The organism is Epibacterium ulvae (genome assembly GCF_018678075.1).
In the GTDB taxonomy this organism is placed as follows: Bacteria; Pseudomonadota; Alphaproteobacteria; order Rhodobacterales; family Rhodobacteraceae; genus Epibacterium; species Epibacterium ulvae_A.
On the sequence record NZ_JAHHIR010000081.1, the window covers coordinates 38,447 to 51,372 of the forward strand.

The following is a 12,926-nucleotide window of genomic DNA, read 5'->3' on the forward strand; positions in this document are numbered from 1 at the left end:
TGGAGAGTTCGCGTGGCTGAAGTTAACAGGTTGTAATATTTGTTGACAATATTAATCAGCTTTATTAATCGCTGCAACCCATAACACTCAAAAACATCCAGGCCAGCACGCCGCAAGCACAGGATTCGGAATAAAGGAGCCTCCTGTGCTCAAGACACTCACCCGCCGCGCGGCCTTGGTCGCTTCGACCGCTTTGGTCTCCGCTCACACTGCCCAAGCGCAAGACAACGCCATCGCATTTGATGACAGCGCCTATTTGGGCGAATTGGTCCTGGGCGAAAGCAAACGCGAAGTCGCAACCGAGACCGCGATCCCCACAACCATCATCGACGCCGCCGAAATCCAGGACCGTCAGGCCGGCACAATTGCCGAGCTGATCGACTCGGTCCCCGGCGTCAATCTGGTCAACGGCTCAACGGCCGCCGGATCGGGCATCAACATTCGCGGCTTTGGCGCCAACTCCACCTTTGGCACCGACCAAAAGGTGCTGATCCAGGTCGACGGCGCCACCAAAGGCAGCGAAGAGCTGTATCGCATCGGCTCGCAGCTCTACACCGACCCTCATTTGTACCGCGAAATCGAAGTGCTGCGCGGCACCATCGGCTCGTTTGAATTTGGCTCCGGCGTGTTTGGCGGTGTTGTCCGGCTCGAAAGCATCAATGCTTCCGACCTCACACAGGGTGAGATTGGCACCCGCGTGCGCCAGACCCTGCAGGCCAGCAGCAATGGCAACGGGTTGGTGTCGTCCACAACTGTCGCCTGGCAGCCGACCAAAAACGCCGAATTCCTCGCCAATTACACCTATCGCAAACTGGACGTGCGCGAGGATGGCGACGGCAATGAAATCAACCCGGATGGCGGCGACATCGGCGATCCCTCCTGGCTGGTCAAAGGGCGCTTTACCTTTGGTGAGGCATTGGACCAGTCCCTGACCCTCAGCTATTCCGAGACCAATCAACAAAGCGACGACGTGCCCTATGACACCTTTGGCACCGCCGATTTTGGCAATGTCGATCGTGAGATCAGCAACAATGTCGCCACCGCGCAATACAATTGGAACCCCGCCGACAAAAGCTGGCTGAACCTCACGGCGGAACTCACCTATTCCGACGAAGAGGTCATCAGCCAGGCCATCGACCGCACCGCCAGCGCCGGCACGCTTGCGCTGCTTGATGCGGACAACCGCTATCAAACCACCACCCTGCGCCTGAAAAACGAAGCACTGTTCAACACCGGGCTACTGGACCACACGCTGCGCACCGGGGTGGAATGGATCAAACGGGAACGCCAGGACGCCACCGCAGGCTCGGCCCCCGGTGGTGAAAAAGACGTCTTTGCCATCTACGCAGTGGACGCGGTTCAGATCGGCGACGCCTGGACCGTAACCCCTGCGGTTCGCTACGAATCCCAAACCATCACCCCGGACGCGGCCACCGGTCTGGCGGGGCAAGAATTCGATGCGGACGCGTTGATGGGCGGCCTTGCCCTGCGTTACGCCTTTGCCAATGGCATCGCGGTCTTTGGCTCGGCGTCCTACACCGAAAACCTGCCGATCATCGACGATCTGTTCAGCACCGACCTGATCAACCAATCCGAAAAAGGCACAACCTACGAGATCGGCGTCTCGTATGAGGGCGACAGCATCTTTAACGACGGCGACACATTGGCGCTCAAGCTGAACTACTATGACCAGTCCCTGCGCGATCTGACCACCTATCGCAGCTTTACCCCCGGCAATTCCATCGTGAACGTCGACCGCCAAGGTTACGAGCTGGAGGCATCCTACTCCATGGCCAGCGGCATCTATGTCGATTTCAACGGTCACATCTCGGACGGCACATCAACCACCGAAGGCGGCACCGTGGCCGACTGGCGTCAAAACCCAGCCGACAATCTGCGCCTGACCCTCGGCAAAAAGATCAACAAAAGCGTCGATCTCAGCTGGGAGCTGGAAGCCGCCAAACGCTATGACCGCGATGCAACCGACATCAGCCCCGGCTACGGCGTGCACAACATCCGCGCCACCTTCCTGCCGCAACAGGGCGTGTTTGAAGGCACCGAAGTCCGCGTCAGTCTCGAGAACGTCTTTGACAAACAATACACCCCGCGCCTGTCCACCCGCGCCGCCACCGGTCGCAACCTGACCGTCGCCGTCTCCAAGGTGTTTTGATGCGACATATTCCGATGATGAACGCCCTGCGCGCCGTTGTCACCGCAACAGCAGTGATGCCCCTCACCTTTGGGGCATCCTCTGCTTGGGCCGGGGAAAACGAGACCCTCAACATGCCTTCCCCGGCCCCTCTTTCACTGGAACTCAACGCGGCGGATAATTTTGGCGAATCCTGCCGCCTGTCGTTCCTTTTGCGCAATGAGACCGCCAGCGAAATCACGTCCTTTGTCGCGGAAACGGTGTTGTTCTCGGACCAGGGTCAGGTGGCATTGCTGACGCTGTTTGACTTTGGCCTCCTGCCCAAGGGACGCCCCCGCGTGCGCCAGTTTCAGGTCCCCGATATCTCATGCGATCGGCTGTCCATGGTGTTGATCAACGGCGCCGACACCTGCACCGGCGGCGCGCACACAGCGCAAAGCTGCGCCGCCGCCCTCTCCCTGACCAGCCGTGTCAAAATCCAACTGGAAGGATAAGCGATGTTCACCCTCGACCCGATCCTGCATCTGCTGGACCTTGGCGGCCCGGTGGTCTCCCTGCTCGCCGCGCTTTCGGTCCTGTCGCTGGCGGTGGTTTTGTTCAAGCTTTGGCAATTCTCCGCCGTGGGCGTCGGCCGTCACGCGGCCCTACGTCAGGCCTTGGGCGAATGGGACCGGGGCCACCGCGATGCCAGCGCCAATACACTGACGCTGTCCGACGGCTACCTCTCCCCCCTGGTTGCCCGCGCCATGAGCGCACCCCATTCCGACGACCTCCTCTTTCGCTGCGAGGCTGAGGCCGAGGAGCAATTCCTGAAACTCGAACGCGGCTTTCGCATCCTCGACAGTATCGCGCAGATGTCGCCGCTTTTGGGTCTGTTTGGCACGGTTCTCGGCATGATCGACGCCTTCCAAGCCCTGCAAGAGGCCGGAGCTGCCGTGGATCCCTCCCTGCTTGCCGGCGGTATTTGGGTCGCGCTTTTGACCACCGCCGTTGGACTGGCCGTTGCCATGCCCACCGCGCTTGCGCTGTCGTGGCTCGATGCCCGTATGGAGGCCGAGCGCAGCTTTGCCGAAACCGCCTGGACCACCATCCTCAACCCGCGCCAATCGCCGCTGACCGTGATGCCCCAGACCCATGCCGTCGCGTCCTAAGAAAACCCGGCGCGCGCTGTCCGTCACCTCGCTGATCGACGTGATCTTTCTGTTGTTGCTGTTCTTCATGCTGTCATCGACCTTCACCAAATTCAGTGAGGTCGCACTGATGACCAGTGGCCAGGGCGACAGCGTCGCGCCAAGCGACCGCACCGTGATGTTCCTGCGCCTCAACGGCGATCAGATGTCGCTCAACGGTCAACCGCTGGCACCCGATACGCTGGGCAGCGCGCTCCAAACCCCAGACCAGAAACCACCCTCGGTCCTGATCAGCCTGACGTCCGCAACATCCGCCCAGCACTTGACCGATGCGCTGGTGATCCTGCGCGCCCTGCCCGATCTGTCGCTCACCGTATTGGACCCCACTTGATGCGCCGCCGCTCCATCACCCCCCCCCGTCGCAAGCCCGAACCGACGATTGCCCTGATCAATATTGTCTTTCTGATGCTGGTTTTCTTTCTGGTCGCGGGCACCCTGACCCAACCGTTGGAGCCCGAGTTGGAGCTGATCGACACCGCAACCCTGGACGGGGCAGAGCCACCGGATGCGCTGGTGATCACAGCCCAAGGCGCGCTGCGCTTTCGCGGTGCGCATCTCACGGATAGTCAAGCTTATATGGACACGCTGACCGATGACGCCCCCGCCCGCATCCTGCCGGACCGCGCCGCCCCTGCCGTTACTCTGGTCGCTGTCGCGCAGGACCTACGCAATCGCGGCGCCACGGACGTGTTGATCATCACCCAGCGCAGCCCAAATGAGGCGGCCCAATGAGCACTGCATTAACCGCCAAGGCCCCGATGGCCGGTCTTGCGGCCCTGTCCCTGTCGTTCCTGTTACATTTGGGTGGCGGTCTGCGGCTGGCTTTGCCCGATCCACAGGTCGAAATTGCCGGCGGTGCTCCCACCACCATCGCGCGGCTTGGCAACAGCTTTCGTGACGTGGCCCAAGGGAGCACCCAATCTGCGCCGCCCACGCCTCTGCAGCAAGTTACGCCAGAGAAAACCCAACAGGTGCCGCACCAACCGCCCCTGCAAACGACCACAACTGCGCTCGTCGAACAGGTGCAACGGACCAAGGTGGCCCAACCTGCCCCATCGCAGCAACCACCCCCGCCCCTTCCGCTGCTGTCGCCCAGCAAAACAGCAACAATCACCGCGCCATCACCGACCCCCACAACGACACAGCCACCCACAACAACGGCTTTGACACCTGTTGCAATTGAAACCGTCCCGCCAACGCAAGTAGAACAACCCCTGACGGCAACACCTCCAACAACGCGGATCGCGGCCCTGCCAGAGCCAAAGCCCGCGCCAAAACCGACCCCTGCGCCGCCGAAACCACAGACGCAGGCCCAAAATCCACCCTCTGCCCAAGGGGCCGAACGCGCCGAACGCCAAGGCAGCGCCGATGGGCAACGCGCAGCTTCGGCCAACGCGGCCGCCAAACAACCAGCGGCAAAAGCCGCCGCCTCTGGCAATGCGGAACTGACCAACTACGCAGGCAAAGTCTGGCGCAAGATCCAACGCGCCCGCCCCAACAGCTCCCTCAAAGGGACCACAGTGATTGCCATCGCCATCTCGGATCGGGGGCGGTTGACGTCGGTCTCGGTCGCGCGCAGCTCAGGCTCGGCGCAATTGGACCAACTCGCCCTGCGCGCCGCCCGCAAAGCCGCTCCCTTTCCCGCGCCCCCCGACCGCAAAGCGCATCGCTTTACGTTCAAGGTCCGGGGCCAATAGGCCGCCCTTCAGTTGGTGATCCCACCACATTGCGGCGTCTCAAGGTACTGCCGCAGTGCCGCCCCCTCATACCGGGTCAGGCCCAGCATCAATTTGGCATAAGCCGCCTCCAAGGTCATATCTTTGCCGTCGATCGCGCGCGCTTCCGCCAAGGCAGCACCGGCGCTATAGGTGCCCATCACCATGCCACCCGCCGCACATTGGCTGATCGCCAGCACCGGTAGATCGCGCGCGGCCAGATCCTGTAAAAAAGCACGAAACGCCGCATCCCCAGGCACATTGCCGGACCCAAAACAGCGCAGGATCACGCCGTCGGCGCGGGCGCACATATCCCGCAGCATCGCCGCCTGAATGCCCGGCGTTAGGGTGATCACTGCAATCGACTGGGATGCAAAGATCTGCTGGCGAAACACATCCGCCACGACTGCAGGCACCACATCACGTCGATCCGCATCAAAGGCATCGCGCGCCACCGAATGCACCTTTTGCACCCGCGTCCCCGGCAACAGCTGCCCGGCAAATTGCACCCAGACCCCGGGCGCGGCGCTACAGGCCGCCGCCATCGCCTCCACCAGATTGCGCGCACCGTCATTTCCCGCAACGCTTAGCGGCACCATGGATCCGGTCACCACCACGGGTTTTGCCAGACCTTCCAACGCCAGCGCCAGTGCCGCCGCTGCGTAACACATGGAATCGGTGCCGTGGATCACTACAAACCCATCGTGGCTATCGTGACGCGCGGCAATCTCCCCCGCGATCCAGTTCCAATCGGCGACCTGCGCCTGCGAGCTGTCAATCAACGGATCGGCCAGAACCATGTCATAGGCCACCTGCACCTCACCTGCCTCCACCAACCGAGTCAAAGTCTCCTCAACCAACCCCGGTTTCGGTGCAAACCCGGTTGGCGTCATAGTGCTGCCAATGGTGCCCCCAGTGTGAATAACGCACAGCCGCATCGCGTCCTCTCCCTGCATTAAATGATCTCACAGCCATGCCCCCAGCCCCGCAACAGGTCAAGCTCAGCCGAGAATCTCCAAGATACGATCAATTATCGTTATCGCCTCTTCACGCGATGCAAATACACCCCTTCCCAAATCACGCAACCTGCGCTAACTGGCAAAAAGCGGCACATTAAATTCCACTTGCGTCACTTTTTGGACTTTCGACCTTTGCGATGTTCGATAACCTGTTGCTAATGGGGAATTTGTTTCCTATAGGAAACTTATATCGCCCCTTGGCGGCGCAACCCCTTCTCATTGCAAAGGCCTCATGATGACCGACGCTGCACGCAAGACACCGCTGTATGATCTCCACCTCGAACTGGGGGCCAAAATGGTCGATTTCGCCGGTTGGATGATGCCTGTGCAATATCCGGGCGGGATCATGGCCGAACACGCCCAATGCCGCGACAAGGCGGCGCTGTTTGACGTCTCCCATATGGGTCAGGTCACGCTCACCGGCGACAATCCGGCCGCAGCACTCGAAACCCTGGTGCCCGCAGCACTGACCACCCTGCCCGCAGGCAAGGCCCGCTATACAATGTTCACCAACGACGCAGGCGGCATTCTGGACGATCTGATTGTATCAAACGCCGTTGACCACCTGTTTCTGGTGGTCAACGCCTCGATGCGCGACCAGGACATCCCGCTGATGGCCGCCCTGCCCGGCGTAGATCTGGTGGAAATCACCGACCACGCGCTGATCGCGCTCCAAGGACCCAAGGCCGAAAGCATCCTCGCCCCGCTCTGCCCCGCCGCTGCCACGCTCAAGTTCATGGAAACCACCACCGCCACGCTGATGGACACGCGCGTGCGGATTTCGCGCCTGGGCTACACCGGCGAAGACGGCTACGAAATCTCGATCCCCCAGGACAAAGCCGCCGACATCTGCCGCGCCCTTCTCGCCCATGAGGACTGCGCCCCCGCCGGTCTGGGCGCCCGCGACTCCCTCCGGCTCGAGGCCGGACTGTGCCTCTATGGCAACGAAATCACGCCGGAAACCTCTCCGATCGAGGCAGGCCTCATCTGGTCAATCCAGAAAAAGCGCCGTGAAACCGGCGGCTTCCCCGGTGCCGCCCGCATCCTGGATGAGATTGCCAATGGCCCAAGCCGAAAACTGGTCGGCATCCAACCCGCAGGCCGTGCCCCCGCCCGCCAAGGGGTCGAGATCCAGTCCGACAGCGGCACCCCCCTGGGCCAGATTACATCCGGCGGCTTTGGCCCCACAATCGGCGGCCCGGTTGCGATGGGATATGTGGCACTTGACCACGCCGCCCCCGGAACCGCCGTCAATCTGATCATTCGCGGCAAAAGCCAACCCGCAACGGTTGTCGCCCTGCCCTTTGTTACGCAAAACTACAAACGCTAATCCCAGCATCTCTCTGCCCATATTTCTCTGCAAGGAGCGCCCCATGACCACATATTACTCCGAAGAACACGAATGGCTCACCGTCGAAGGCGACGTGGCGACCATCGGCATCACCCAACACGCCGCCGACCAGCTGGGCGACATCGTGTTCATCGAACTGAAAGAAGAAGGCGACAGCTTCGCCCAAGGCGACGACCTGGGCGTCATCGAAAGCGTCAAAGCCGCCTCCGAAGTCTACGCCCCTGTCGACGGCGAAGTGGTGGAAGCCAACGAAACCCTCGCCGACAACCCCGGATCCCTGAACGAACAACCCGAGGCCGACGCCTGGATCTACAAGATCAAACTGTCCAACCCCTCCCAGCTCGAAGAGCTGATGGATCTGGCCGGCTACAAAGACTTCATCGGCTAAGCCCTCACACACATGATCCCGGAAATGGGCGCCCGCCGCCCTTTTCATCTTTTTCCAAATACTTCCGCCGGAGGCTCCCACACCTTCGTTTCGCGCTGCCCTTCATGACCGGAGCACCCAGATGGCGTTCACACTCACCGATTACCAAGCCTATGATTTTGCCAACCGTCGCCACATCGGCCCCTCGCCGCAAGAAATGGCCGATATGTTGCAGGTGATCGGCTTCAAAACGCTCGATGATCTGATCGACGCCACGGTGCCCGAAAGCATCCGCCAGAAACAGCCGCTGGACTGGGGCCGCGCCCTGTCGGAACGCGACGCGCTGCATCATATGCGGGCCGTGGCCGACAAGAACACCGTGCTGCGCTCCCTCATTGGTCAGGGTTACTATGGCACCGCGACGCCCGCGCCAATCCTGCGCAACATTCTGGAAAACCCCGCCTGGTACACCGCCTATACCCCCTATCAGCCGGAGATTTCCCAGGGCCGCCTGGAGGCGCTGCTGAACTACCAAACCATGGTCTCCGACCTCACCGGGCTTGATATCGCCAATGCCTCGCTCTTGGACGAATCCACCGCCGCAGCCGAGGCGATGACCATGGCGAAACGCTCCGCCAAATCCAAAGCCAACAGCTTCTTTGTTGATGAAAACTGCCATCCTCAAAACATTGCGGTGATTAAGACCCGCGCCCAACCGTTGGGGATCAATGTGGTCGTGGGCTGTCCGGATACAATGGAGGCATCCAGCGTCTTTGGCGCGATCTTCCAGTATCCGGGCACATATGGCCATGTGCGCGATTTCACCCCCCAGATGCAGGCGCTGCACGACAACAAGGCGCTTGGCATTGTCATCGCCGACCCGCTGGCGCTGACCCTGTTGAAATCACCCGGTGAAATGGGCGCGGATATCGCCGTCGGCTCCACCCAACGGTTCGGGGTTCCCATGGGATATGGCGGACCGCACGCCGCCTATATGGCCACCCGCGATGCCTTCAAACGCGCGATGCCGGGCCGGATCATTGGCGTCTCTGTCGATGCACAAGGCAATCAGGCCTACCGTCTGGCGCTGCAAACCCGCGAACAGCACATCCGCCGCGAAAAAGCCAATTCCAACGTCTGCACCGCGCAGGCGCTGCTGGCGGTCATGGCCTCGATGTATGCGGTCTATCACGGCCCCGATGGGATCAAAGCGATTGCCCAAACCGTCCACCGCCGCGCCGCTCGTCTCGCCAATGGGCTGGAAGAAAACGGCTTTATGGTCGAACCCGCCGTCTTCTTTGACACCATCACGGTTGAGGTCGGCGCGCTGCAACGCACCGTTATGGACGCCGCCATCGCCCAGGGCATCAACCTGCGCAAAGTCGGCGACACCAAAGTCGGCATTTCCGTCGATGAGATGACCCGTTTTGACACGATCGAGGCCGTCTGGCGCGCCTTTGGCATCGACCGCAAGGCCGACCGCGAACCGGCATACCGCCTGCCCGACAGCCTATTGCGCACCTCCCAATACCTGACGCATCCGACCTTCCACCGCAACCGGGCCGAGGCCGAGATGACGCGCTATATGCGCCGTCTCGCCGACCGCGATCTGGCGTTGGACCGCGCGATGATCCCGCTGGGCTCGTGCACCATGAAACTGAACGCCACGATCGAAATGATCCCCGTCACCTGGGCCGAGTTTGCCGATCTGCACCCCTTTGTGCCCAAGGATCAGGCCGAAGGGTACTATGAAATGATCGAGGATCTGAGCGACAAACTCTGCCAGATCACCGGCTATGACGCGATCTCCATGCAGCCCAATTCGGGCGCACAGGGCGAATACGCGGGCCTGATGACCATCCGCAACTACCACGAATCCCGCGGTGACGCTGACCGTACGGTTTGCCTGATCCCCACCTCGGCCCATGGCACCAATCCCGCCACCGCCCAGATGGTGGGATACAAGGTTGTGCCGGTCAAAGCCGACGATGACGGCAATATCGACATCAGTGATTTCCGCGCCAAGGCGGAGAAATTCGCCGACACGCTGGCGGCCTGTATGATCACCTACCCGTCGACCCACGGTGTGTTTGAAGAAACCGTGCAAGAAGTCTGCGACATCACCCATGAATTTGGCGGTCAGGTCTATATTGACGGCGCCAATATGAACGCCATGGTGGGCCTGTCGCGCCCCGGTGACATCGGCGGCGATGTCAGCCACCTGAACCTGCACAAGACCTTCTGCATTCCCCACGGCGGCGGCGGCCCCGGCATGGGCCCGATCGGTGTGAAATCCCACCTGACGCCCTATCTGCCCGGCCACCCGGAACACGACGACGCAGTCGGCCCGGTCTCGGCAGCGCCCTTTGGCTCGCCTTCAATTCTGCCGGTCTCCTGGGCCTATGTTTTGTTGATGGGCGGCGAAGGTCTGACGCAAGCGACCAAAGTGGCGATCCTGAACGCCAACTACATCGCAGCCCGGCTCAAGGACGCCTACCCGATCCTCTATACATCCACCACGGGTCGTGTGGCGCATGAATGCATCCTCGACACCCGCCCCTTGAACGAGGCGGGCAATGTCAGCGTCGATGATGTGGCCAAACGTCTGGTGGATTCGGGCTTTCACGCGCCCACCATGTCCTGGCCTGTCGCTGGCACGCTGATGGTAGAGCCCACGGAATCTGAACCCCAAGCCGAGCTTGACCGGTTCTGCGACGCCATGCTTTCGATCCGGGCCGAGGCGCAGGCAGTTATCGACGGTGAGATCGACGCCGAAAACAACCCGCTGAAAAACGCCCCACACACGGTGCGCGATCTGGTGGGCGACTGGGACCGACCCTACAGCCGCGATCAGGCCTGTTTCCCCCCTGGCTCTCTGGGCGTGGACAAATATTGGCCACCGGTGAACCGAGTCGACAACGCTTATGGCGACCGAAATCTGGTCTGCACCTGCCCGACCATGGACGCTTATGACGAAGACGGCGCCTAAACGTCGGTTGTATTCAATGCAAAAATCAACTCAGGGCTGCATATCGCCCTGAGTATGTCATTTACGTGATAAAACGTATCCATACTGCACAAAGTGCTTCGCGGTTGCAGCATTTGTCCGGTAAAATTTAAGGAATTGAATACCCCCAGTTCTTTAACCCGGTCTTGTTGTATGTCAGCCAAAGTCAGTCTCAAACAGCTTCAAGCTCTTGAAGCGGTGGCACGCAATGGCAGTTTCACCCAGGCCGCGCGTGAACTCGGGGTCTCACAACCCACTGTTTCCAATCTGATTTACACGCTCGAGCGGCAATTCAACTGCCGCATGTTGGATCGCAGCGGCAACACCATCACCCCCACCGAACAATTCACCGAAATCGGTGGCCATATCAAATCGGTTTTGGCACTCAGTGACACGATCACCCGCCATCTGACCTCGGGGCGCGATTTGGTGACGGGCCGGTTTGAAATCGGCTATTCCGTGCATCAGATCGCCATTCCCATTATCGCCGATTTTGTCCGCAGCTACCCCGATCTTCAGGTCAACGCTTGCGGAGATTCTGCCCAGGATCTGCTGCAGGATCTGCGCAACGGCCAGCTCGACGTGGCCTTTGTCACCGCGCAGGAACTGCCGGTGGATCTGGCCGGCGTGGAAATCTGTGAGACCCGGATCGGCCTTGCAGTGCCCATCTCGGATCCTTTGTCCCAGAAGCCGTCGTTCAACTGGCATGACGTGGCCAATCTGCCGTTGATCCTGCGCATGCCCGGATCCGGCTCCCAAAAGATCTTTGACGCCACCGCCCGCCGCCGGGGCTTGCCACCCGCCCGCGGGCTCAGATTTGGCGCATGGTGTTCGGCCCTGTCTTTGGTGCAACAAAAGGTCGGGCTGGCAATTTCACTGGAACGCGAATGCGAGGGTGAAACCGATGTGCGGTTTGTGCCCATCAATGACCCGTTGTTGATGGCCAAACAATTTCTGGTCTGCCAACAGGCCTTGCGCGACACCGCACCCATCCAACGATTTTTGGAAACCGCCAGCGCCCACGCCAAAGGTCAGGCCGAAAAAGCGGCGCAGATGGCCTAATCCAAGTGCTGCGCACAGTTGCGCGCGCCAATCAGGCCGAAATTCTCATTCTCATACAGATACACCGGCACGTTCTGCCGCCAGCCCTGATACCGCCCGCCCGCATTGAACGCTGCCAAAAACGCCGCGTCCAGGATATGGGGGTTCTTATGCACCACGCCGCCGGTGACAAAAACACCGCCCAAGGCCTTGACCGTCACCGCCAGATCCCCGGCCACGGCGCCCAGGTATTCGCCAAACAACGCCACGGTGCGCCGGGCAACCGGATCGCTCTGCGCCGAAGCCGCGGCAAAGATCTGCGGTCCCTCCAACGACTGCACCGCCTGCCCCATCGCCTGCGCCACCGCGCGGTAGAAATACGGAAGGCCCGTGCCGGACAAAACCGCCTCCGCCTCAACCGTCAGATCTGACATCGCAACCTCGGGCCAAAGCGCCACCAGCGCCTCAAACACGGGAACCAGATCAGCGCGGCGCGGTCCAATACCCACGTGGCCGCCCTCACCGGGGACCGCAACCGGACGCGCGCCGTCCATCGCCAATGCGCCAACTCCCAAACCAGTGCCGGGACCAATGATCAACCGCGCGCCGGGTGGGAAATCCCCCTGCCCCTGTAGGACTTTGACCTCGCGTGCGGTCACCGTCTCCAGCGACCAAGCCGCCGCCTCGAAATCGTTCAGGATTTTCGCCGACTGCGCACCGCACGCCGCAATCAACCCCGGCTCACTGGCGCTTTGGTCTGCATTGGTCAGCGTCACATGCCCGTTGGCCACAATGCCCGCCGCCGCAATCACCACATGGCGCGGCGCGGAGCCTTCGGTTGTTGCAAACGCACCGCAGGCCGCTTCCAACCCGACCTCACCCTTGCTGGGCAGCGTCTGGTTACGCAGCATCCGCCCATCCTCCGCAACCGAGGCCAGACGCATATTGGTGCCACCAACATCGGCGATCAAATTCCACATGACGCCACTCCCAAAACCGCAATTGTTAACGCTACCATTACATAGTCGAAGGCCGCGCTTCGGTAAACCTCCAGAAATGCGCTCAGGCTGACAATTCATCCAAGGCA

12 protein-coding genes are annotated in these 12,926 nt (G+C 61.0%); 10 read left to right on the top strand and 2 right to left on the bottom strand.

The window, feature by feature from the left end:
• Positions 1 to 145 precede the first annotated feature (145 nt).
• Genes KMP13_RS17500 through KMP13_RS17525 form a run of 6 tightly spaced genes read left to right on the top strand, consistent with a single transcriptional unit; the run spans position 146 to position 5,036 of the window.
• Positions 146 to 2,170, top strand: coding sequence for a TonB-dependent receptor domain-containing protein (locus KMP13_RS17500; protein WP_353055729.1), 2,025 nt, complete (start codon positions 146 to 148; stop codon positions 2,168 to 2,170).
• Positions 2,170 to 2,643 (top strand): hypothetical protein, encoded by a 474-nt coding sequence (locus KMP13_RS17505; RefSeq protein ID WP_215267265.1) that lies wholly within the window; start codon positions 2,170 to 2,172, stop codon positions 2,641 to 2,643. The genes KMP13_RS17500 and KMP13_RS17505 overlap by 1 nt, the downstream gene beginning before the upstream one ends.
• Before the next feature lie 3 nt (positions 2,644 to 2,646).
• Positions 2,647 to 3,300, top strand: coding sequence for a MotA/TolQ/ExbB proton channel family protein (locus tag KMP13_RS17510; protein WP_215267266.1), 654 nt, complete (start codon positions 2,647 to 2,649; stop codon positions 3,298 to 3,300).
• Positions 3,284 to 3,670 carry a biopolymer transporter ExbD gene (locus tag KMP13_RS17515; RefSeq protein ID WP_215267267.1) on the top strand — a complete coding sequence of 129 codons (387 nt, stop codon included), beginning with the start codon at positions 3,284 to 3,286 and terminating at the stop codon, positions 3,668 to 3,670. Before KMP13_RS17510 ends, KMP13_RS17515 begins: the two co-directional genes overlap by 17 nt.
• Positions 3,670 to 4,071 carry an ExbD/TolR family protein gene (locus KMP13_RS17520; protein WP_215267268.1) on the top strand — a complete coding sequence of 134 codons (402 nt, stop codon included), beginning with the start codon at positions 3,670 to 3,672 and terminating at the stop codon, positions 4,069 to 4,071. Before KMP13_RS17515 ends, KMP13_RS17520 begins: the two co-directional genes overlap by 1 nt.
• On the top strand, positions 4,068 to 5,036 hold the full coding sequence (locus tag KMP13_RS17525) for an energy transducer TonB family protein (RefSeq protein ID WP_215267269.1): 969 nt from the start codon (positions 4,068 to 4,070) through the stop codon (positions 5,034 to 5,036). The genes KMP13_RS17520 and KMP13_RS17525 overlap by 4 nt, the downstream gene beginning before the upstream one ends.
• 8 nt (positions 5,037 to 5,044) lie before the next feature.
• Here the strand turns inward: KMP13_RS17525 and KMP13_RS17530 are convergent, their stop codons facing one another.
• Positions 5,045 to 5,992, bottom strand: a complete 948-nt coding sequence (locus tag KMP13_RS17530) for an asparaginase domain-containing protein (protein ID WP_215267270.1) — start codon at positions 5,990 to 5,992, stop codon at positions 5,045 to 5,047.
• A gap of 316 nt (positions 5,993 to 6,308) precedes the next feature.
• Here KMP13_RS17530 and gcvT point away from each other — a divergent pair, with 316 nt between their 5' ends.
• The 4 genes from gcvT (at position 6,309) to KMP13_RS17550 (ending at position 11,860) form a co-directional block, all read left to right on the top strand.
• Positions 6,309 to 7,403, top strand: a complete 1,095-nt coding sequence (gene gcvT / locus KMP13_RS17535) for a glycine cleavage system aminomethyltransferase GcvT (RefSeq protein ID WP_215267271.1) — start codon at positions 6,309 to 6,311, stop codon at positions 7,401 to 7,403.
• A gap of 43 nt (positions 7,404 to 7,446) precedes the next feature.
• Positions 7,447 to 7,812, top strand: coding sequence for a glycine cleavage system protein GcvH (gcvH, locus tag KMP13_RS17540; RefSeq protein ID WP_215267272.1), 366 nt, complete (start codon positions 7,447 to 7,449; stop codon positions 7,810 to 7,812).
• 121 nt (positions 7,813 to 7,933) lie between these two features.
• Positions 7,934 to 10,780, top strand: coding sequence for an aminomethyl-transferring glycine dehydrogenase (gene gcvP, locus KMP13_RS17545; protein ID WP_215267273.1), 2,847 nt, complete (start codon positions 7,934 to 7,936; stop codon positions 10,778 to 10,780).
• Positions 10,781 to 10,951: 171 nt separating this feature from the next.
• Complete coding sequence (locus KMP13_RS17550; protein WP_215267274.1) at positions 10,952 to 11,860, top strand: LysR family transcriptional regulator; 909 nt, start codon at positions 10,952 to 10,954, stop codon at positions 11,858 to 11,860.
• On the opposite strand, the gene KMP13_RS17555 is transcribed toward KMP13_RS17550, so the two are convergent.
• Positions 11,857 to 12,819, bottom strand: a complete 963-nt coding sequence (locus KMP13_RS17555; protein ID WP_215267275.1) for an ROK family protein — start codon at positions 12,817 to 12,819, stop codon at positions 11,857 to 11,859. The genes KMP13_RS17550 and KMP13_RS17555 overlap by 4 nt on opposite strands.
• Between the last annotated feature and the right edge of the window lie 107 nt (positions 12,820 to 12,926).